This is a genomic window from Glaesserella sp., from assembly GCF_041814905.1.
In the GTDB taxonomy this organism is placed as follows: domain Bacteria; phylum Pseudomonadota; class Gammaproteobacteria; order Enterobacterales; family Pasteurellaceae; genus Glaesserella.
The window spans coordinates 1-21,325 of the sequence record NZ_JBGXYA010000060.1; the positions used below are offsets into that span (position 1 = coordinate 1).

At 40.8% G+C, this 21,325-nt stretch carries 18 protein-coding genes and 1 other RNA gene; 14 read left to right on the forward strand and 5 right to left on the reverse strand.

Annotated features, from left to right (window positions below):
- Positions 1 to 465: sigma-70 family RNA polymerase sigma factor (locus ACEYJ7_RS08765; RefSeq protein WP_373778700.1), on the reverse strand; the 465-nt coding region annotated here is incomplete at its 3' end.
- A 116-nt stretch (positions 466 to 581) separates the two neighbouring features.
- On the opposite strand from ACEYJ7_RS08765, the gene ssrA reads away from it, so the two are divergent.
- Both ssrA and ACEYJ7_RS08775 read left to right on the forward strand, forming a co-directional pair.
- Positions 582 to 946, forward strand: a transfer-messenger RNA (tmRNA) gene (gene ssrA / locus ACEYJ7_RS08770).
- A gap of 176 nt (positions 947 to 1,122) precedes the next feature.
- Complete coding sequence (locus tag ACEYJ7_RS08775) at positions 1,123 to 2,205, forward strand: integrase arm-type DNA-binding domain-containing protein (RefSeq protein WP_373778701.1); 1,083 nt, start codon at positions 1,123 to 1,125, stop codon at positions 2,203 to 2,205.
- A 713-nt stretch (positions 2,206 to 2,918) separates the two neighbouring features.
- Here ACEYJ7_RS08775 and ACEYJ7_RS08780 read toward each other — a convergent pair.
- Positions 2,919 to 3,671, reverse strand: coding sequence for an esterase family protein (locus ACEYJ7_RS08780; RefSeq protein WP_373778702.1), 753 nt, complete (start codon positions 3,669 to 3,671; stop codon positions 2,919 to 2,921).
- Between the two features lie 17 nt (positions 3,672 to 3,688).
- Positions 3,689 to 4,867 carry an acetyl-CoA carboxylase biotin carboxylase subunit family protein gene (locus ACEYJ7_RS08785; RefSeq protein ID WP_373778703.1) on the reverse strand — a complete coding sequence of 393 codons (1,179 nt, stop codon included), beginning with the start codon at positions 4,865 to 4,867 and terminating at the stop codon, positions 3,689 to 3,691.
- A 749-nt stretch (positions 4,868 to 5,616) separates the two neighbouring features.
- Between ACEYJ7_RS08785 and tssI the strand changes: the two genes are divergently transcribed.
- Entirely contained in the window at positions 5,617 to 7,944 is a 2,328-nt protein-coding gene (tssI, locus tag ACEYJ7_RS08790; protein ID WP_373778705.1) for a type VI secretion system tip protein TssI/VgrG, read from the forward strand.
- Between the two features lie 16 nt (positions 7,945 to 7,960).
- Entirely contained in the window at positions 7,961 to 8,815 is an 855-nt protein-coding gene (locus ACEYJ7_RS08795; RefSeq protein WP_373778706.1) for a hypothetical protein, read from the forward strand.
- A 25-nt stretch (positions 8,816 to 8,840) separates the two neighbouring features.
- On the opposite strand, the gene ACEYJ7_RS08800 is transcribed toward ACEYJ7_RS08795, so the two are convergent.
- Entirely contained in the window at positions 8,841 to 9,092 is a 252-nt protein-coding gene (locus ACEYJ7_RS08800; RefSeq protein ID WP_373778707.1) for a hypothetical protein, read from the reverse strand.
- A gap of 159 nt (positions 9,093 to 9,251) precedes the next feature.
- Here ACEYJ7_RS08800 and ACEYJ7_RS08805 point away from each other — a divergent pair, with 159 nt between their 5' ends.
- The 7 genes from ACEYJ7_RS08805 (at position 9,252) to ACEYJ7_RS08835 (ending at position 17,538) form a co-directional block, all read left to right on the forward strand.
- A complete protein-coding gene (locus tag ACEYJ7_RS08805; protein WP_373778708.1) occupies positions 9,252 to 9,662 on the forward strand; it encodes a DcrB-related protein in 411 nt (136 codons plus the stop codon).
- Positions 9,663 to 9,679: 17 nt separating this feature from the next.
- On the forward strand, positions 9,680 to 14,896 hold the full coding sequence (locus ACEYJ7_RS08810; RefSeq protein ID WP_373778710.1) for an RHS repeat-associated core domain-containing protein: 5,217 nt from the start codon (positions 9,680 to 9,682) through the stop codon (positions 14,894 to 14,896).
- Positions 14,896 to 15,585 (forward strand): SMI1/KNR4 family protein, encoded by a 690-nt coding sequence (locus ACEYJ7_RS08815; RefSeq protein ID WP_373778711.1) that lies wholly within the window; start codon positions 14,896 to 14,898, stop codon positions 15,583 to 15,585. The genes ACEYJ7_RS08810 and ACEYJ7_RS08815 overlap by 1 nt, the downstream gene beginning before the upstream one ends.
- A gap of 126 nt (positions 15,586 to 15,711) precedes the next feature.
- Positions 15,712 to 16,245, forward strand: a complete 534-nt coding sequence (locus tag ACEYJ7_RS08820) for an RHS repeat-associated core domain-containing protein (protein WP_373778712.1) — start codon at positions 15,712 to 15,714, stop codon at positions 16,243 to 16,245.
- Between the two features lie 182 nt (positions 16,246 to 16,427).
- Positions 16,428 to 16,880, forward strand: coding sequence for an SMI1/KNR4 family protein (locus ACEYJ7_RS08825; RefSeq protein ID WP_373778714.1), 453 nt, complete (start codon positions 16,428 to 16,430; stop codon positions 16,878 to 16,880).
- The gene (locus ACEYJ7_RS08830; protein WP_373778716.1) at positions 16,868 to 17,041 is read left to right on the forward strand and encodes a hypothetical protein; all 174 of its coding nucleotides are present in this window, start codon (positions 16,868 to 16,870) and stop codon (positions 17,039 to 17,041) included. Before ACEYJ7_RS08825 ends, ACEYJ7_RS08830 begins: the two co-directional genes overlap by 13 nt.
- Positions 17,042 to 17,130: 89 nt before the next feature.
- Positions 17,131 to 17,538, forward strand: a complete 408-nt coding sequence (locus tag ACEYJ7_RS08835) for a hypothetical protein (RefSeq protein ID WP_373778717.1) — start codon at positions 17,131 to 17,133, stop codon at positions 17,536 to 17,538.
- Between the two features lie 86 nt (positions 17,539 to 17,624).
- Here ACEYJ7_RS08835 and ACEYJ7_RS08840 read toward each other — a convergent pair whose 3' ends face one another.
- Positions 17,625 to 18,242 carry a glutathione S-transferase family protein gene (locus ACEYJ7_RS08840; RefSeq protein WP_373778718.1) on the reverse strand — a complete coding sequence of 206 codons (618 nt, stop codon included), beginning with the start codon at positions 18,240 to 18,242 and terminating at the stop codon, positions 17,625 to 17,627.
- Between the two features lie 280 nt (positions 18,243 to 18,522).
- On the opposite strand from ACEYJ7_RS08840, the gene aldA reads away from it, so the two are divergent.
- The 3 genes from aldA to ACEYJ7_RS08855 all read left to right on the forward strand — a co-directional run.
- Positions 18,523 to 19,965, forward strand: a complete 1,443-nt coding sequence (gene aldA / locus ACEYJ7_RS08845; protein ID WP_373778720.1) for an aldehyde dehydrogenase — start codon at positions 18,523 to 18,525, stop codon at positions 19,963 to 19,965.
- 267 nt (positions 19,966 to 20,232) lie between these two features.
- Positions 20,233 to 20,979 (forward strand): DeoR/GlpR family DNA-binding transcription regulator, encoded by a 747-nt coding sequence (locus ACEYJ7_RS08850; RefSeq protein WP_373778721.1) that lies wholly within the window; start codon positions 20,233 to 20,235, stop codon positions 20,977 to 20,979.
- Positions 20,980 to 21,190: 211 nt separating this feature from the next.
- The coding region (locus ACEYJ7_RS08855) for a hypothetical protein (RefSeq protein WP_373778722.1) at positions 21,191 to 21,325 on the forward strand (135 nt) is incomplete at its 3' end.

Here is a 21,325-nt window from a genome sequence, read left to right on the forward strand (position 1 = left end):
CCAATTTCTCAGCACGTATTCGTGAATTTCCGCTTTTACCCAATGTACCGCAAACGAAACCAAACGCACACCGACTTCCGGATTAAAGCGTTTTACCGCTTTCATTAAGCCGATATTACCTTCTTGAATTAAATCCGCCAGTGGCAAGCCATAGCCCATATAACCGCGCGCAATATGCACTACAAAGCGTAAATGAGACATAATCAGTTGCTTTGCCGCATCTAAATCTTCATCGTAATAGAAACGCTCAGCCAACTCTTTTTCCTGATCAGCAGTAAGCATCGGATATTGATTTGCCATACGAATATAGCTATCCAAATTACCTTGCGGCACAAGCATACTGTTCGATAATGCCTTCGGAGTCTTATCATCCTCCTCATCGATCAGCTCCATCTCTTCCGGTTCAATAATCTCCGCATCTTCAATTTCTTCATCGTTATACGGTCTGGTGTTGTAATCTGTCATTAGTTATCTCTATTAGCAAAAGCGGAGGGAAATAGTCTAAAAGTAATGATTAGGCTCGTCACTTTCAAAAAAGTTTACAGATCTTACCGCTTTCTGCTAAAATCGCCAAACTTTTTGGGGCTGATTTTGGATTCGACGGGATTAGCGAAGCCCAAGGTGCACGTCGAGGTGCGGTAGGCCTCGTAAACAAACCGCAAAAAATAGTCGCAAACGACGAACAATACGCTTTAGCAGCTTAATAACCTGCTCATAGCCTTATCGCCTCAGCTTCCGCTCGTAAGACGAGGGTTCCGATAAGTCATCCAAAACGAGATCGCGTGGACGCCGCTGCTATAGGATCGAAACGTTAAATTGAATATAGCTAGTTTATTCTTTGCGTGTCTGTCCGCTGGGGGTAAGCGAAATTAAAGACGAGACTAAACGTGTAGTACTGAAGGTAGAGGAATTTCGGACGGGGGTTCAAATCCCCCCAGCTCCACCAAATCGACATAAACCAACGTAAACGAACGTAACAAGAAGCCTTGAAAATCAACCTTTCAAGGCTTTTTTGTTTCTCTCAATGTAACTCGGCGTAAACGGAAATAATAGACTTTTAGTAGGACGTTTAGTAGGATCACCCCCGCACATAGCAAAACCCGTCCTACTAAGGTAGCAGTTATGGCTAGAACTACAAAACCACTTACAAACACAGAAATAGCAAACGCCAAACCCAAAGATAAAAAATACCCTTTAACGGATGGCGGGGGCTTGTTTTTACTTGTAAAGCCAAACGGGGCGAAATTATGGCGTTTTAATTACTATAAGCCATATACAAAAAACAGAACCGAAACCGGATTAGGGAGCTATCCTGATGTGAGTTTGGCAAGAGCAAGGGAAATTAGGGAAGAATATAGAGTTTTGCTTGCTCAGAATATAGATCCACAAATCCACCGCCAAGCCATAGAACAAGCTAAACAGGAAGAAATCTATAATACATTTGAGAATGTGGCGTGGGCGTGGTACGAATGGCGGCAAACACGGGCTAACTTCTCACAGGGCTACGCTAAAGATGTGAAAAGCCTAATTGAGCGAGTACTATTGCCCGCTTTTGGCAAGTATCCTATCACGCAAATATCTGCTCCAATGGCTTTAAAAGCCTTCAAACCGTTGCAAGAAAAAGGCACGTTGGAAACGTTAAAACGGGCTATTCAAAAGATGAACGAAATAATGACGTTCGCACTACACCGGGAAATTATTCCGCACAATCCTTTAGTCAATATTTCAAAAGAATTTGATAGTCCAACAGTAGAACATTTTAAGACGATCAAACCTGAAGACTTGAGCGAGTTTTTATTTACGCTGAATACGGCTCAAATTCAGCTACAAACACGCTATTTGATTTTGTGGCAGTTGCTCACGATGACACGCCCGAATGAAGCGGCTACCGCAAAATATGAAGACATAGACGAAAGAGAAAAGATATGGACGATTTATATCAATAAGGGGATTAAACAAGACGATAAAGGACGAGAGCATAAAATCACATTATCCCGGCAAGCTCTAGCCTTGTTACGAGAAATTAAGAAATTCAGTGGCGGTAAGGTTTATTTATTCCCTAGCCATAAGAACCCACAAACCCACACGAACACACAAACCGCCAATGCGGCAATAAATCGTTTAGAGGGATTATTTAGTGAACTTAAACGAAAATTAAATAATCATAACGGATTAACGAAAAGGCGTAAGATGTTGTTTATATAGGATTTTTTAAATAAAAAGAGTTGCTAATATTTAGAGAAAATAAACATTAGCAACAATTTTGTCCACTTGGCATAGTTTTTGACGAATCAGCAACTATTTTGTCTACTATGCCCCAAGATAACGCATCTATATTTTCATCAAAACCTTCTGGTCTTGGTTTTGTAACATATGCAATTATTTTAAATAAATCATAATATATTTTTATTCAAGCTGTTTCATTTTCTTCAGTATATCTAATATCAGATAAAATAGATCTGATTTTACCATTTGTATTATATCTTAGATCTTTTCCTTCACTTGTAAATGTTGCATTTTTATCTAATAGTATAATTGAATGGCTATGAACATTAATTTCCCCTTATTGCCAGGCTCAAAATCAAATAAGGTAAATTCTCCCGAGCTGCATTTTATATATTCATATGTAATCGTCTATTATTCTTGAAAGACATCTGTAATGTTGTATCCAAAACTTTAACAACATTCGAAGGCAGTAAATTTTTTTGGTCCCTAATTGAATCTTTGAATTACAAGAAGCGATTATACAACAAGGGTTTTACGTATAATTCAGATGCCCCAGCAATTAATGATTCAAGGCTTTTTTACTCCCCCTACATAAAACAAGCGGTCTGTTTAAGGAAAAAATTTGCAAATTTTTCACTGAAACAGACCGCTTGTAATCAATAAGAGTGCCTTAACGACGCGCCTTTGTGAGATTAGATAATGCCTTGTTCTTCCAATTTACCGAGAAAATACGGCATTTGTTGGCGCCAAAGCGGCCAGTCGTGCGCCATATCGTGTCCCCAATAATCAAACCAACCGTTAATACTTTTTCCGTGGAACGCCTCTTGCAAACGGCGGGTATCTTCAACGTGTTGCTCTTCCCAAGCGCCCTGTCCGACCGCCACGATATAATGGTTTTGGCGGTAACGATCAAGGAACCAACTGTCCTGCTGGTTCCAGAGATAATCGATCGGAGAATTGAAGTACACCGCTTGATCACCATAGAATTCATGCGTGAAAAAACGTGCATCGTACACACCGCTTAGGGCGATTGCCGTGTCGAACAGATCCGGATGGCGTAGTGCGAAGTTGATGGTGTGAAATGCGCCCATACTGCAGCCGGTGGCGATCATTGCTCCGCCCCAATGGGATTCGTGGCGGATTAACGGCACTAATTCATTAATGATATAACGGTCATAAGCGTTGTGTGCCAATGCCATATCATGCCCTGATTTGTGTTTGGCAAGCCAAGATTCCGCATCGAACGAATCCGGCGTATAGAATTTAATTAAACCGCGATCAATAAACGAACGGCACGCATCAATCATACCGAAATTTGCGTATTCGTTTTGATTACCTCCCGACGAAGGGAAAACGATTACCGGTTTGCCTGCGTGTCCGTAAACATTAAAGTACATCTCGCGACCTAACTCACCGCTCCATTGACTTCTTCTTTCAAAATGCATTGTTAATAATTTCCTTGTTACTGTTTTTGTTGTGCAAATCGGACAATTTCACGCATTTGCTCCATCGTTTCGGCACGTGCGAGAATACCGTGTTCACCCATAATTTTAGCGAAAATACCCGGTACGTTCTGAACACTGATAATATTCGCAGCAAATTTTTGGCAAACTGCGTCGATTGAATTGACATAGTTTTGGTTGGCTTTACGCGAGATATAGACCACATTCCACGGATGCGTGATATGGGAGTAAAATTTGTTCTCTTTGACGATATTCGCATATTCGCGGAACACATCAAAATCGTTGGCATAGTTCCACATATCGATAGTTAAACCACCCGGCGGACGCGCATTGATTTCAAGCGGCATCAATTCGCCGGTGGCTTTAACACGGAAGAATTCAAAGTGGAAAAAACGTTCTTTTACATTGAAAGCATCGACACATTTTTTACCGAGTTCGACCAATTCCTGCGAAATTTCGCGCGGTACGTAGTAGAACATATCACCGTCTTTTTCTACCGTATCCAACACCGCTTCCGAATATTCCAAACCGGCATAGAACACAATATTACCGTCATGATCGGTTAAGCCGTCAAAGGTAATGATATCACCGTCGATAAACTCTTCCATAATATATTCGACCTGTGGATTTTTAACAGAGAAGAACAGTTCGAGATCCTGTTCGGTTCTGATCTTGTACGTATCGCTTGCGCCGACACCGGAGTTCGGTTTGATAATCACCGGCAATTTTAGCTCTTTCGCCAATTTGCGCGCATCGTCATCACCGTTAAATACGCGTCCTTTCGCGACTTTCAAACCGGCATTGCGGAACACTTCTTTCATCTGTGCTTTAGTTTTGATAGCAAGCATATCGTCGTTTTTATAACCGAACACATTGAAATCGGTACGCAATTTTGCATCAAGTTCCAACCAATATTCATTATGTGATTCTACACGGTCGATTCTGCCGTATTTATGCGCAAAATAAGCCACTGCACGATAAACCTGCTCATAGTCTTCCATATTATCGACACGATAATATTCAGTCAGTGAATTACGCAATCCCTCGCTTAACTGTTCGTAAGGTGCATCCGCAATGCCTAATGTATTAAAGCCATTTTCACGCAATCTCACTGCAAATGTTTCGAAATTGGTCGGAAAATGAGGGGAAATCATTACAAAATTTTTTGGCCTGAACATAATTCTTCCTCTATATCTTAAAAGTACAATGAAAACGATTGCATTATACAAGATTTGACCATTTACGCCATTTTTGCCGTCAATTTAATTATGAATAGCAAAGGCGGATAACAAGCGGTCAGATTCGGCAAATCTTTTGCAAAATTATCCAAGATAAAAAACTTTAAGTGGTACAAACAGTCACAAAAAATGGAATTTTGAGATAAAACAGTAGTCGAAAATTAAAGTTTTCCGAGGTTTTGTATTGATACGAAAATATTTTCATAGATTTAACAATTAATGCATATCAATGAAAAGGTGAGTTAGCAAGAAGGCTGAAAGTATGAGTATTGCAAAATAAATCCATATTATTCGCTACCATACTGCAAATTAACCTACAGAAAAATAAAGTCAGCTTTTTTATATTATTGTCATCATGTTTTAAGCACCGGCAAGGCGGCTAGCAAAAGAGGGATTGAGTGAATATTCGCACTCATCGCAGGGTAATGACGCGATATCGCATACTTATGTCAATATGCGTCACAACTCTTTCTTACCAAGCAGCTCCAAGGCATGCTGTTTATTTGAAATTTATTATCTATAAAAAATAAATAATATTTCAGATTAGAAAAACATTCCTCGACACGTTTATTAAATGTATTTATTACATTAAAAACACAAATCAATTAAAACATTTACATAAAATGAAATATATTTCCTTAAAATAAACCGATATTTTTTGATTTAGATTGCAATAAAGGACATTCACTATGGCGAAACGTAATCTGATAGAAAACAGCCTCAATAGTATTTCTGCTATGGCAACCCAAACCGAAGGCATTGCCAATATCAGCGGAAATGAAAAACTCGTTTCACAAGCGGCAAAAGTGCAAAAAACCGCGTCGCAGGTTTCTCAAGCCCTATCTGGCGGTAAAGAGGTGATTCAGCGCATTCAACAAGTTTCTGATTATGCGACGACGCTGAAAACCCCTTCAATGGTCGGGCAGAACACGCAGGTCGCTTCACTTTCCCCAACCGAGTTACTAACCGCCTTATTCAAGCGTTCGCCGAGCGGTTTACAATTTACCCTAGAAGCCGGTGGCTTGCTACCAACCACCTTTTCCGTCATCGAATTCACCTGTGCCGTCTCTTATAGTGAGTTATATACCTTGGATATCTCGGTCAGCAGCTCAAATCCGGCGATCGAACCGGGCGCGGTACTCGATAATTATGCACGGTTATCCGTATGGCAGGACGGCACGTTGCTACAAACCTTTGCCGGTATGGTCACTGATTTTGAACAGGGTGACAGCGGTTTCCGCTTAACCCACTACCGTCTGCGTATTCGACCGGATTTATGGCGGGCAACCCTCCGACAAAACTCCCGTATTTTCCAACAAAAAAATATTCAGACCATCCTGTCGACATTATTAGATGAAAACAAAGTGGCTGATTATGCCTTCGTGCTACGTCACGAGCATCCCGAACGAGAATTCTGTGTGCAATATCAAGAATCGGACTTTGCCTTTTTTCAACGTTTAACTGCAGAAGAAGGGATTTTCTACTATTTTGAACAACAAGACGGTCAACACCGTTTAATTATGACTGATGACGCTACCACCTTAAGTGGGGAAACCGTGTTGCCGTACAACCTCAACCGCGGCGCACAGCTACAGGAGAAAAGTATCACTTCCTTTAACCGTAGCGAGCGGGTACGCCAGTCGGAAGTCACCCTCAAAGACTATACGTTTAAAAAACCGAACTGGCAGGCAACGTTCAATAAACCGGCGGAAGATACCCAACATCAGCGGACGATGTACGAACATTATGATTATCCGGGACGATTTAAAGACGGACGCGGAGAACAGTATACCCGCTATCGCTTAGACAGCCTCAGACAAGACGCTCATTTAGGCTGGGGGGAAAGTAACAGCCCGAATTTACAGGTCGGCAAACTGTTCCGCTTACAACATCACCCGAATGACGGTTTAAATACCGATTGGCAAGTGGTGAGTGTGATGTATGAAGGAAAACAACCGCAATCAAGCGAATTGGAATCAGGGGATAAAGGTACCACGTTAACCAACCGTTTTGAATTTATGCCTCGCGACCAAACATGGCGACCGCTGCAACGCACCAAACCGCGGGTAGACGGTCCGCAGATTGCGATAGTGACCGGACCAGAGGGAGAAGAGATTTATACGGATAATTTCGGACGAGTACGATTACAGTTTTTATGGGACAGGGAAGGCAGATTTGACGATCACAGCTCGTGTTGGATACGGGTAACCCAACCGTGGGCGGGAAAAGGCTGGGGGATGATGGCAATCCCGCGGGTCGGACAAGAAATCGTGGTGGATTTTTTAGACGGCGACCCGGATCAGCCGATAGTCACAGGGCGGACTTATCATGCGAACATGCCGCTACCGGCGGAGTTACCAGCGGGCAAAACACAGATGCACGTGATGTCGCAGACGTATAAGGACGGCGGTTATAACGGTATGATAATGGAAGATGCAACAGGGAATCAGCGGTTGGATTTTCAGGCGCAGAAGGACATGAATACCAAGGTGTTGAATGACCAGTCGGCGACCATCATGAATAACCGTAGCGTGACGGTAGTTGGTGGAGATGAAACGCGGACTGTTCAGTCGGGTAATTTGAGTGAAACAGTAAAAGGTAATCGCACCATAACAGTACAGTCGGGTGATCAATCTACGACTATTGATGCTGGTAATTTAAGTGAAACGGTAGAAAAAAATCGTACTATAACAGTACGGTCCGGTGATCAATCAACAACGATTCAATCTGGTAGTTTAAATGAAACTGTAGAAGTAAATCGGAACATTACTGTAAATTCTGGCAATGATACTAAAAAGGTAAATTCCGGTAGTTTAAATGAGACTATTTCGGAAGAGCGCACTTCAAAAGCTAAAAAAATCTCATTTACTGGGACGACGGAAATCAGCCTTACTGTCGGTGGTTCCACTATAACTATAATGCCAGATCAGATCACTTTAAGCTGTGCTGGCTCAACGATCACGCTGAACGCAGATGGAATCACCCAAAAAGGGGCTCATATTAGCCTAAATGATTAGCTAAATAGGAAAATCTATGAAAAAAATATTTTTTATACTTTTCAGTGGTGCTTTTGTTATGTTTTCTATTGCAGGATGTGGTAAAGCTTTACTTGATCCAATATCTTCAGTAAAAGAACAAGAAGTAAAAGGTCGAAAAGATAAAACTTATGAGCAAATGTTTGCTCAAAGCGGTCGTTGTGATAATCCTCTGTGGGTTCAAGAAACGAAAGATATTACCTGGCAAGACAGTACGTTAAGCCATAGTATAAAAGTCAGTGTTACATGTAATAGTAAAGGTACTATGCAGCTGCGTAGTCGATTCGGAAATGAATTAATTCAATTAGAGCGTATTGCTTCAAGTTCTATTGAACCTGAAGTTTTTGAACAGATTCAAACAGAATATGAAGAGAAAAAAAGTTCGCAGACACCGGTCTATAACGAACATCGTTTAAAACAGCTAGCGAATGAATTTTGTCAGTTCCCAGAAGCAAGTAAACTTCCTGAGCTTATCAATGCCCTTATAGATCCACGTAGTGTTTGTACGCCTACTATTGAACAAAAAACATTATTAAATACTGAATTTTCTTTTAAATACGGAACGGTAGAATCACTCTTATGGCCATTTTATAAAGCAAGAGCAATTGAAGTTGCAAAAAGCACAAATCTGGAAGAAGTAGAAAATTCTCGTAGTTTTGATATTGAAGAAAAAACAGTTTTTACCGTCCAATATCGTAAAGTTGGAAGGACAGGAAAAAAAATGAAACATGCAAAGTATGATGCCAATGTTGGGGGGAATTTCTATGAGTTAAAGGTAAACGGTGAAGTAAAAACTCAGCAAAGCCATCCTAATGTTGCGGATATTTTTGAAAAAGATCTTTTTTGGGAATAAACAGCAAATTATTTATAGTGCATATTTAATTATATAAGGAGTTATTTATGAATTTTTCAATACCTTGCCCGCATTGTAACCAGCCCATAAAAACAGGTTTATTAAAAGGTTTGGGAAAACTTAAATTTTGCCCTAATTGTAATAAAGCCATTAAATATAAAAAACCTGAAGAAAAAAAATTATTATTAGGTTTTATAGGATGGTTAGTTATTATGCTTCCTATTTTGATAGTCTTCATCAAACTATTTGGAATCAATTCATCAGCCGTTATTTTCATAGTAATTCTTTCCTATTTACCCTTATTTATGTATGTAATTAAGAACTCCCACTTTGAGAAGGAAGAGTAACAACCAAATACAATTATTTCATCATTAAAATAACTAACATTAGTTATTCTGACGTATCGTTTATTAATAACAGTTAAAAGAGGAAAAAGATGTTTTACTTTAATAAAGGAAGCCTTGATATAGGCAGTGAATGGCAAGATAGAACAATGGTTTTATTAACGGTTGAAAATCAAAGCATTACTATTACATATAATAAGCGCATTCCTTATGGAATGACATTTGATGATTTTTGTACAAAGGAATTTGAAGAGTTAAGTCAGCAATTAACGGGTTATCAAGAATTTAAAAGAGAAAGAAAAACAATATCAGGTTTAAATGCTGAGCTTTCAGAGTTCTTTTGGGTATCTCCTAAAGGGAAATTTCATCAATTATTGTCAATTATTGATACAAAAGATAATTTTCCTCTATTTTTAACTTGTACAAATGTTGGAAAAATGACAGATAGTCAAAAAGACAGATTTAACTCTATTATAGAAACATTTAAACCAAACATTAAATAATTATATAAAAGAGAAATATGAATATTTTAAATAGCATAAATAGTACATTGGGAAATGTGGTTAGCGGAGCTGCCGGTGCATTGGATTATGCAGCAGATTCTGTAACCAATACTCTGGGAATGGATGATATGTATACGCCAGCCGTTTCTCAAGGTTCGGATAGTGCAGCATCTAATAGTGCATTTTTTGGTGAAACTGCATATCGGGAAGTATTGAACTTTTTAAATAGTGATCTAAAGGATAATTTTGATACGGGAAAGGATGCTCTCAAAGGAATTGTAACCATCGCAAAAGGTGGAAACGGAGTTGGCCTAGCAGTGACAGCCGGAGGTTGGCTTGGCGGACAGGCCGGTGGGATGGCCGGTTCAGCTCTTATGGATAGTGTGCTGGGTGATGAATTTTTAGGATATACTAAAGTTCAAGATGGTAATAAACCCGTTCGAAAAGACGATCCTATATTTCATAAAAATAGCGATTGGGAAAACATCGGAGGGGTTCTTGGTGCAATTGTAGGCGCTGGGGCTGCTATTGGTATGTTTGCCCTCCTCACAGGACCTGTCGGTTGGTGCGTTGTTGCAGCAGCGTTTTGTGCTGCTTTTGTAGGTATGTTTGTTCAAAGTTTTATTGGTAGTTGTGCTTCCAGTTTATCCCAATATGGGGAAAAGAAAGGACAAATTTTAAGTGGTGCACCTACTGTTACTTTTGAAGGAAAACCTGTTGCAAGAGTTAAAGATTTAATTCGATGCGATGATCATTCAGGTCCGCAAAGAGTTGCGGAAGGGGTTACAACGGTATCTGCATGTGGTGATTTGGTAGCAAGGATTGGGCATAGAACCGAATGTGATGGTAATGTTCAGGGCGGTTGCGATACTATTTCTATTGATCAAGATAATACTTCAGTTGTGCTTGATGTTCACCCTAACACAAACCTAGTTTTGCTAACGGTTAATACGTTTATTGGAGAGTTTTTACCCGGCCCTGATCACGATTCTCCAACAAATAAAAATAATAAACCGGATAACGACTCTTCAACAAATAAAAATAATAAACCGGATGACGATTCTTCAACAAATAAAAATAATAAACCGGATGACGATTCTTCAACAAATAAAAATAATAAACCGGATGATGACTCTTCAACAAATAAAAATAATAAACCGGATGATGACTCTTCAACAAATAAAAATAATAAACCAGATAACGATTCTTCGGCAAATAAAGATAATAAAGCAAATGACACAAGCACAGGTAAAAATACAGATGGAAGTACAAATGTAGCGCCAACGCAGAATGATAAACCGGCAACGGAATCAGCGACCAAAAATGGCACAGAAACCCAAAATACTTGTGCTAACGGTGATCCGGTCGATATGGCAACAGGTGATTTTATTCAACTTTGGCAAGCTATTTCCCTTCCTCAAGACGTACTGCCACTTAATTTAAACCGTTTATACCGTTCCACCGCGCAATGCAAAGGTCTATTTGGTGATAAATGGGCGGATGATTGGTCACAATATATTGAAATTAATCAAGAGAAAAAAGAAGTCGTATATTACAATGGTGAAGGCGTAGCCTATACCTATCATACTCCGACAAATGATGTTTATGCCTTCAACTTGCACACTCCCCAAAATTTACTCTACGGTAAACAGACACATTACCTTTATTTGTTCAATCGTAAAGAGCAACGGGTTTATCTTTTCGAACATATAAAAAATGCGCCGTTAAATCGTCGTTACCTTACATGGATAATGGATTACTTCGGTAATTTTATCCATCTTGAGTATAAAGAAGAGGAATTACAAACGGTAACACATAGTGCCGGTTATAAATTAAAAATAGCAAGTCACAACGGGCTAATTAAGCGGATTGATTATGTGACGAAAGATATTCAACAGTGTTTACTCACTTGTGAATATAACGATAAACGGCAACTTGTGCACTGCCACAGCCATCAGTTCGGCGATATTTATCACGAGTATGACAAAAACGGTTTAATGACCTGTTGGAAAGATACGCAAAAAACGCATACGAGCGTGCGTTATGATGAAAAAGGCAGAGTTTCATCCACCCAAACTGCCTCAGGTCACTATGAGGACCGTTTTGAATACGATGAAGAAAACCGTTGCACGACCTATACGGATGCGGAAGGTGGAGTGAGCCGTTATTGGTATAATAAGGATAATCTTATTATTAAAGTGGAAGATGCACTGGGTCGTATGAGCGAAACGAAGTGGCACTTCAGTAAAAAGGTTGCGGAAATCGATACCTTAGGTCGCCAAGTAAGCTATACCTACAGTCGAAGAGGGGATTTAATTAGTCTTCGCTTGCCAACGGGAAAACGGTTCCAATATCGGTATAACCGTTTAGGGCTGTTGGTAGAAGCTGTTAGCTCCCAAGGTGAAAAATGGCAATACGCTTATAGTGATAAAGGGGCGTTACTTTCCTCAATATCGCCACATGGTCTGGAGTGGCAGTATCACTACGATAAGAAAGGGCGTTTGATTCGAATTACTTATCCTGATGGCAATTACACTATATACGGCTACGATGAAGAGAGACGACAAGTAAAAAGCTATTGTGATACCCGTGGAGATAAAACGACTTTTGATGCAGACATTTTCGGTCGCCTTCTTAGCGTAACACAGCCGGACGGCAGTCAATACCGTTACGAATATAGCCAAGCGCACGCGAATCCGAATGGCAGTTTGACCAAGATTGAGACACCCGAGGGTTCCATACAAACGTTCAGCTACAACAGCGAACGGTTATTGACCGAGGCAATCGACGGCAACGGCAACACGACCCGTTACAGCTACGGCGCGTTTGACTTGTTGGAAAGCCGAACGAGCCCGAACGGCGAGCGCCTACACTTCAGTTACGACAAGCTGACGCGCTTGACGGAGGTCAAAAACGCCCAAGGCGACCGCTACACTTATGAATACGACCAAGCGGGGCAACTTATCGCCGAGACGGATTTTGCGGGCAACCGCAAGACTTACGCTTACGACCAAGCGGGCAGATTGATTCAACGTCACGAAGCCGATACTATCGAGACCTTCCAATACGATTGGGAAGACAAATTGCTGAAACGGCAAAGTTGGCAAAAAGCCGATTTACAAGCGGTCGAATGTAGCCAAAAATTTGCAAAAAATCAGGAAAATCAGACTGCTTGCAGCGTTCTCGTTCACGAAGTCCGCTACGAATATAATAAACGCGGACAACTGGTTAAAACGGAAAACCGTCAATACGCACCGTTTGAAGCCGTGCATACGACCGAATTTGAATACGACGACCGACACCGTTTAATTGCGGAAATTCAAGACGGTAAGCGGGTTGAAATCGAATTGGACAAATTTGGCAGACAGACGGGGCTGACGTTGCCGCAAGGGGCAGAGGAGACAATCAGAATCGCCCAAGGGTTTAACCAATACGGCGAACTGACGCAATTCCAAGTCAATGACCACAACCCACTTACATTCCAATACGACAAACTGGGCAGACAGACCGAGAAACGCAGTCAAGCGGGCTTTTACCTCGCCGAACGGTTTACGCCATCGGGTTTGTTGCAGGCGCAGGGTGGCGGTTGGGACAACGCGCTGACCCAAGAGCAGCTTGCCAACTATCAACCGCACCACACCTACCCGATAGCCGGTACGCAAATCAGCCGCAAGTGGGAATACGACAACGCGTTTAACCTGACACAAACGCAAGACAACAAATGGGGTAAAACCGAATACCGGCATAACAAAAACGGGCAGATTACGTCGGTAATCAACGACATTCGAAGTCGCGAAGAATATCATTACGACGCGCAGCTTAACCTGACGCAAAAAGCCGTGACCCCATCCGACCGCTTCGGACAATATTCGCCTCAAGCAGCAAATGACAGCCGTTATCGTATCAAACAGCATCACGGCAGAACGGTGCGGTTCGGCAACACCACTTACAAATACGACGAACTAGGCAGACTGAAAACCAAGACGGAAACCAAACCGGGCTTCCGCCCTGTCAGCACCTATTACAAATGGAACAGCCAAAGTCAGTTAGTCGAACTTATCAGCCCGCACAACGGCACGTGGCGTTACGAATACGACAGCTTCGGGCGACGCATCAGCAAATACCAAGTGCCAACGGAAAATCAACCGACGGCGACGGATATTCCGGTAAAATTGACGCAACGTTACTGGCGTAATTACCTGCAAAACGTCGACCCACAAGCGGTCGAAAATGAAGAAAATTTTGCAAAACATCCGCCTAAACCGACCGCTTGCAAGGGGACGCAGTTTGTGTATCATCACAACCAACTGGTGGCGGAAGTACCGCTTACCTACCAAACCGATGGCAGTTCGGCGTTAGAACCACAAGCCAATTGGGATGAAGCGATTTACTGGCTCTACCAAGACGACGACTTCAGCCCGACCGCTCGCTATGAAAAAGGGCAGTTGCACTATACGGTGACTGATCAAATCGGCACCATCACCGAGCTGATGACCGAAGACGGTTACATCGATTACCGCCAAAAACTCGATTTATGGGGCGAAGCGGAGATTGACGGTTATCGCCACCATGCCGCCAACGACAGCACGCCACTAAAATGCAATCACCGCTTTGCCGGACAGTATTACGACGACGAAAGTGGCTTGCATTATAATCGCTTCCGTTACTACAGCCCTGAAACGGGGCAGTATGTCAGCCACGACCCGATAGGCTTGCTTGGCGGGTTTAATCCGTATGGGTATGTGTTTGATCCTACTGGATGGATTGATCCGTTGGGATTGGCAGTTTGTCCAGTATTAAAAGATAAATATAATGAGGCTAGAGCTAGAGGAATGACTGCCTCTGATGCTTATGCTGTTGCAAAAGGCCGAACTGTCGATATTTCTACTGGAGGGCGAACTCCTGAAGAAATTGCTTCTTTAAGAGAGTATGCTACCAGATCTAATGAGTGGTTAGCTCAGAGTGGTCCACAAACAATACAGTCAACTAAAGGTGGTTTGCGTAATCAAGCTAGCAGAGCTGCAAGAACAGAGCGGCGGAGGGCGGAAAGAGCCGGTATGCCATACCAAGGGCAGGCTGGCCATGTACCTGATACGGCAGTAACTGGCATGGCTAACCCGCCTGGAGGCTGGCTAGATATGGCTGGTGTATCAAATAATGCTGCTGGAGGACTACTAGGTTCACGAGTGGGTCAACGTATTGATTTTTATACTATAGATGGGGTAAAACCATAATGGAATTTAAAAAATTTATAGAAACATGTGATGATATCACATTACATCAAAACACATCTTTAACTCAATTAGAAAAACTAAAAAAATTAAATTTTCCTGCAATTCATATCGACTTACTATCATTATCCAATGGGTTGGAATTTTATGGAGGCTATTATCGACTATTTGGCGTAAATGAAGATGAAAAAATTAATTTGTTTTCTTGGAATTCTGATTCTTTATGGAAAGATATATGGGGAGAATATACTTCTGGATATTATTTTTTCGGTATGTCTGCCATTGGTGATTTATTCGCATATAAATTAGATGGCGACATTGTATCTACCAACGAGATTTATTATTTAGATGGTGTAACTATGGATATCATTGATGTCTATGATAGCTTTGAAGATTTTTTTAAAAATGAATTTGTAAATAGATATAATGGAATTATTGAGCCTATATTAGTATCAGCAAGAGAAAAATTTGGTGACTTAGATATAAATACAAGTTTAATATATTCGCCATCTTTATTTTTACTAAATGAACCGTCAGTAGATAACTTAATAAAAATGTCCACGCTTGATGTGATGACCATTAATGGTGATTTATGCCGACAGCTAATGGATTCTGAAGATGCTGTTAAATTAATCGAGAATTATATAGATGATTTTGGTAGAGCAAGAATTAAAATAATCTTCGATGATTGATTGTCCAAACAACTCTTCACATAATTTATGTAGCAAGCGGTCTGTTTTAGCCTAAAATTTGCAAATTTCTAACTGAAACCAACCGCTTGCAAAGTCACGCAATTTATTTATCACCATAATCAATTAGTGGCGGAAGTGCCGCTTACCTACCATACGGATGGCAGTTCGGCGTTAGAACCACAAGCCCACTGGGACGAAGCGGTTTACTGGCTCTACCAAGACGACGATTTCAGCCCGACGGCACGCTACGAAAAAGGGCAATTGCACTATACGGTGACCGACCAAATCGGTACCATCACCGAGCTGATGACCGAAGAGGGCTACATCGACTACCGTCAAAAACTTGACTTATGGGGCGAAGCGGAGATTGACGGCTATCGCTACCATGCCGCCAACGACAGCACGCCACTGAAATGTAATCACCGTTTTGTCGGACAGTATTACGACGACGAAAGCGGCTTGCATTATAACCGCTTCCGTTATTATTCGCCCGAAACAGGGCAGTATGTCTCCAGCGACCCGATAGGGTTGTTGGGTGGGTTTAATCCGTATGGGTATGTGGGCATACCGACAGCATTTGTGGATCCGTTGGGGTTGGCGAGCTATTCATCTGATAACCCAGTTGCAAAAAATCAACAGTATTCAAATCCTCAACTATAAATCCGGATGAAATAAGATTCAGCCAAAGTTCGGTAAATGATGATAAAGGTGTATTTGTAAGCATGGGAAGAGATGGATGGAAAGATGACCCAATAGATGTTGTAAGAATGCCGGATGGAAAATTATAAGGCTGCGCATCCAGATATAAAATCTTATATTTTTCAAACAAGGGGGAGAAACTAATGACCTTATTATTACAAAATACAGACGAAAAAATTTCTCAGGAAGATTTTCTTGAATTTGAAACTAAAATCAAAAAAAAGTTGCCTATTTCAATGATGAACTTTTATCTAAAATATAATGGAGGACAGCCTAATTTACTTTATGTACATGATAAAAAACATGTTTTCCCTTTTAATGCTTTCTATTCATTGACAGAAATTATTAATTCATTGAAATGGTTTGACGAAGATGCGCTACCTTCAGGATTTAAAGTCGAGAATTTATTGCATTTTGCTTATGACCCAGGTTCAGGTAATTACGCAATGTCATTAAGAGATTCTGACTTTGGGAAAATATATTTTTATGTATTAGAGGAAAGAGCTGAAATACATGGCGAATGGGATTCTTTTGACGAGTTTATAAATAATTTTATTGCAACACCACTTACAAATACGATGATATGGGCTGGCTGAAAGCCAAAGCTGATATAACAACCGATATTTCGACAGAGTATAGATGTAGAAATGGATTCGTTTACGCAGTTAAGCCTGGTGGTATTGATGTGAATGCAACATTAGGTCCAAAAAAACCATATCCTCATGAAATGGAAATTGCAGCGCCAAGGGAAAATTAGTCCTAAAGACATACTTGGCGCAATACCAGCATATAGCGATGGCACAACAGCTAATTATAGTATTTTAAATTTAAATAGAAGATAACAATATGGAAAGTTTATTTAAGGAAGAGATAAATTTACAATTATCTAAAGGAAGTTATTTATATAATGCACTAGCCATATTAGAAGAAAAATATGATGGAATATGTTATTTAGAAATAAATTTTTCAAATGAATTTGTTTTAACTAGTGGCAATGATTTTTTTGATTGTCTTTGTCAATTAAAAGAAAAACATCCTGATATTATACTCTATTGTAAAGGCTATAAAAGAAATGTTTACCCATCAAGAATGACTAGGCAGATGGGGAAAGGTTTAAAAGCATATGAAATGACATTAGGCAAGCAGGCAACTCGTGAAGATTTAGTTGGAATATTTGATTTTGAAGATCAAGATTTAACATCATCAAATAACGAACAAAAAAATTTTTATGAAAAGTGGCTTTATTCTCTTTAAGAAAAGTATATCTGATAATGCACCTACAAGCGGTCTGTTTTAGCCTGTTTTTTGCAAAATTTCAGCTAAAAAAGACCGCTTGTAAATTAACCTTTCAATCCCTCTTGAATACGTACGGAGTCAACAGCTTTATCCGCTTCAACTCGTTCGATAAAGGCTTTTAATTGCGGTAAGTGACTGAAATCTAAACCTAAACCTTGGCACCAACCAAGCATCACATACAAATAAATATCCGCTACCGAAATTTTTTCACCGAAGAAAATATGCTTTTGTAAGTGAGTATGCGCAACTTCAAGTAATTCCAAAATACGGTTCGCTGCTGCTTGCTTCACTGCGGCAGTTAATTCGTCGTTGCCTTTAGCGTATTCCGGAACACGAAATAGCGGTTTAAAGGTCGGGTGAATATCCGAATTAAAGAAGCTCAACCAACGCATTGCTTTGGCTTTATCTTGAGCGGTTTTACTGCCGAATAATTCTGCTTCCGGATAGATATCATCAAGATATGACAAAATTGCAATGTTTTGGCTTAACACAAAATCTCCGTCTACCAATAACGGCACCGCACCCTGCGGATTTAATGCCAAATATTCCGGCGATTTAATTTTAGCGTGATTTACACCTTCCGCTTCATAAGGTTCGCCGATCCATTCCAATGCGGTATGCGGTACAAAAGAACAAGCTCCGGGTAAATAATAAAGTTTCATAAAACATCCTTAGTTGAGAGTGATAAAACAGGAGCAATTATAGCACTGCGAATATCCATGGTTTAGATCATTTTGTTATTCCACAAGCGCTTTATGCCCGCTATTTACTATTCTATTCATAATCGGGCATAAATTGAGATAAGGAGAAGCCCAAATAGATGCAGAATTGTGATCGAATTCACAAATATTTAACAAATTTGTAAAATTGCTACCAAAATAAGCCGTTTTTGATGAAAAATAGAACAGAAACTTGTCCATATAACACATAGCGAGGTCAAAAATGAAAACATTACCAATGTACATCAACGGTGAATTTGTGATTTCAAACAGCGGCAACACGTTTGACGTTTTAAATCCGGCGACAGAAGAAGTAATTGCGGTGATCACCAAAGGGACTGTTGAAGATGCACGAACAGCGATTGATGCGGCAGAGGCAGCACAAGATGCTTGGGCAGCGTTACCTGCCATTCAACGTGCTGGCTATTTACGTAAAATTGCTGATGGTATCCGCGCACGTTCAGAAGAAATTGCCAAGGCCATCTCATCTGAAATGGGTAAAGTATTACCGCTTGCCCGTGTAGAAGTGAATTTCACGGCAGATTATATGGACTATATGTCTGAATGGGCTCGTCGTTATGAAGGCGAAATTATCCAAAGCGATCGTCCAAATGAGCATATCTTCCTTTATAAAAAACCCATCGGTGTGACGACAGGGATCTTACCTTGGAACTTCCCATTCTTCCTAATTGCTCGCAAAATGGCGCCAGCATTGGTAACAGGTAACACCATTGTGTTAAAACCAAGTGTGGACTCGCCAATCAATGCAGTACTTTTCTCTGAAGTGGTACACAGTGTTGGCTTACCAAAAGGTGTATTCAACGTAGTTCACGGTTCAGGTTCTGACGTGGGTAATGAATTGGCAGCGAATCCAAAAGTGGGCTTAATTTCATTAACGGGTAGTGAGCCAGCAGGTCGTAAAGTGATGGAAGCAGCGAGCCAAAATATCACTAAAGTGAACCTTGAATTAGGCGGTAAAGCCCCTGCTATCGTCTTTGCAGATGCGGATTTAGATTTAGCGGCAAATGCTATTGTTGCTTCTCGTGTGATTAACTCAGGACAAGTCTGTAACTGTGCAGAACGTGTTTACGTTCAACGTGAAGTAAAAGAGCAATTTATCGCAAAATTGATTGAACGTATGCAAAAAGTCCGTTCAGGCAATCCATTAGAAGATGAAACCTTGGATATGGGTCCAATGGTTAACAAACAAGGGGTCGATCATGCTCAAGCGATGGTCGATGCGGCAGTGAAAGCCGGCGGACGTGTCTTAATCGGCGGTAAAGCGGTGGAAGGAAAAGGTTACTACTTTGAGCCAACGGTTATTGATAATGTGGATAACAGTATGGATATTCTCCGTTCTGAAATCTTTGGTCCGGTGATTCCGGTGGCAACCTTTGACACCACAGATGAAGTCATTGCGTTAGCCAACGACTGCGAATACGGCTTAACGTCATCGGTCTATACCCAAAACATCAACAAAGCGATGAAAATCGTTTCACGCTTAAAATTCGGTGAAACCTATGTCAACCGTGAAAACTTTGAAGCCATGCAAGGCTTCCACGCAGGCTGGCGTAAATCAGGTATCGGCGGTGCAGACGGTAAACACGGTTTAGAAGAATACCTCCAAACTCACGTGGTTTACCTCCAATATGACGATAAAATCTAAACCGTTCAATATCTTTAACGCTGAGGGTAATCAAATACCCTCAGCGGTAAGAGTAAGGCGCTCTCCTCTACAACGAAAATTGCAAATTTTTTGCCGAAACTGACCGCTTGTTGCTTTTATGTTCAAATCAATCCCGCCTCTTCTACAGAATGTTAGCTAAATTGTGAGACGCCTCACAAATCAATCAGCAGCTACGTAAAAGCTATTCCATTTTTAACAATTTACCCTAGAATCAACACCCTCAAACAATGTGTTACAGGGAATATTATGCGTGAGCGCCACAGCTTAATTTTAAAATACCTCGAAAAATATGAAGAAGCCGGTGTACAGGAATTGGCATCGCACTTTAGTGTATCTGTAGAAACCATCCGCCGCGATTTAAACCAAATGGCGCGTAATAATTTATTGCACCGCACTCACGGCGGTGCAGTCAGTAATAAGAATCGAGATATCGGGCGTTCATTTCAAGTTCGTCAAAGGATCAACAGCGATGCCAAAAAAACCATTGCTGAAAACGCCATGAAACATTTTTTTGAAGGCGCAGTAATCGGTTTGGATGCCAGCTCCAGCAGCTGGAACTTTGCTCAACAAATGCCGGATGTCCCTTGTACGGTTGTGACCAGTTCAATGCATAATATCCGAGCGCTAGCCAATAAATCTTGTATCGAAATTATTGCAACCGGCGGCGTTTACTCTTCTAAATACGATGCCTTTTACGGTTCCCTTTCCGGGCATATTCTGTCGCGGTTGAATATTGACATTGCGATATTTTCCTGTACTGGCATTTCCGATGGCGTTGTGTGGGAATCCAATGAAATGAACGCGGTTATTAAGCGTAAAATGCTTGCGGCAAGTAAACAGATCTTTTTATTTGCCGATCATAGTAAATTCGGGCGAAAAGACTTGATCAAACTGTGTGATTTTTCCGATATTGATATTCTTTTTACCGATCAACCTCCCACTGCTGAAATAAAACAATATTGCCAAGAAAATAATATTATCGTCACCATTTAAGGGGATTCACTACGCCCGATTTTTACCTTAAACGGTAAAAACGGGCGTAACATTTGCAAAAAAATCGCCAAAAATGACCGCTTGTTACCGTTTTTTGTGAACACATTCACAAAAAAGCGATCATTTCGGTAAATTTCCTTTTTATCCTGCCAATTCGTCGCACAATGTTCTACGTTCAATTTAATGCAAATTTCACAGAAGGGGAATTTTTATGACTCAACTCAAATCAACTCCAGTAAAAATTGGTATCCGCCCAACCATTGATGGTCGCCGTCTTGGGGTGCGTGAATCATTGGAAGATCAAACAATGAATATGGCGAAAGCGGTGGCGAAGCTCATTAGCCAA

What these genes read in the sequence shown, in the direction of transcription:
- ACEYJ7_RS08830 (WP_373778716.1), top strand. Translation starts at nt 16,868, where the DNA reads ATGGGCTGGCTGAAAGCCAAAGCTGATATAACAACCGATATTTCGACA.
- ACEYJ7_RS08825 (WP_373778714.1), top strand. Translation starts at nt 16,428, where the DNA reads ATGACCTTATTATTACAAAATACAGACGAAAAAATTTCTCAGGAAGAT.
- aldA (WP_373778720.1), top strand. Translation starts at nt 18,523, where the DNA reads ATGAAAACATTACCAATGTACATCAACGGTGAATTTGTGATTTCAAAC.
- ACEYJ7_RS08805 (WP_373778708.1), top strand. Translation starts at nt 9,252, where the DNA reads ATGTTTTACTTTAATAAAGGAAGCCTTGATATAGGCAGTGAATGGCAA.
- ACEYJ7_RS08785 (WP_373778703.1), bottom strand. Translation starts at nt 4,867, where the DNA reads ATGTTCAGGCCAAAAAATTTTGTAATGATTTCCCCTCATTTTCCGACC.
- ACEYJ7_RS08835 (WP_373778717.1), top strand. Translation starts at nt 17,131, where the DNA reads ATGGAAAGTTTATTTAAGGAAGAGATAAATTTACAATTATCTAAAGGA.
- ACEYJ7_RS08780 (WP_373778702.1), bottom strand. Translation starts at nt 3,671, where the DNA reads ATGCATTTTGAAAGAAGAAGTCAATGGAGCGGTGAGTTAGGTCGCGAG.
- ACEYJ7_RS08850 (WP_373778721.1), top strand. Translation starts at nt 20,233, where the DNA reads ATGCGTGAGCGCCACAGCTTAATTTTAAAATACCTCGAAAAATATGAA.
- ACEYJ7_RS08815 (WP_373778711.1), top strand. Translation starts at nt 14,896, where the DNA reads ATGGAATTTAAAAAATTTATAGAAACATGTGATGATATCACATTACAT.
- ACEYJ7_RS08800 (WP_373778707.1), bottom strand. Translation starts at nt 9,092, where the DNA reads ATGAAAATAACGGCTGATGAATTGATTCCAAATAGTTTGATGAAGACT.
- ACEYJ7_RS08810 (WP_373778710.1), top strand. Translation starts at nt 9,680, where the DNA reads ATGAATATTTTAAATAGCATAAATAGTACATTGGGAAATGTGGTTAGC.
- ACEYJ7_RS08840 (WP_373778718.1), bottom strand. Translation starts at nt 18,242, where the DNA reads ATGAAACTTTATTATTTACCCGGAGCTTGTTCTTTTGTACCGCATACC.
- tssI (WP_373778705.1), top strand. Translation starts at nt 5,617, where the DNA reads ATGGCGAAACGTAATCTGATAGAAAACAGCCTCAATAGTATTTCTGCT.
- ACEYJ7_RS08775 (WP_373778701.1), top strand. Translation starts at nt 1,123, where the DNA reads ATGGCTAGAACTACAAAACCACTTACAAACACAGAAATAGCAAACGCC.
- ACEYJ7_RS08795 (WP_373778706.1), top strand. Translation starts at nt 7,961, where the DNA reads ATGAAAAAAATATTTTTTATACTTTTCAGTGGTGCTTTTGTTATGTTT.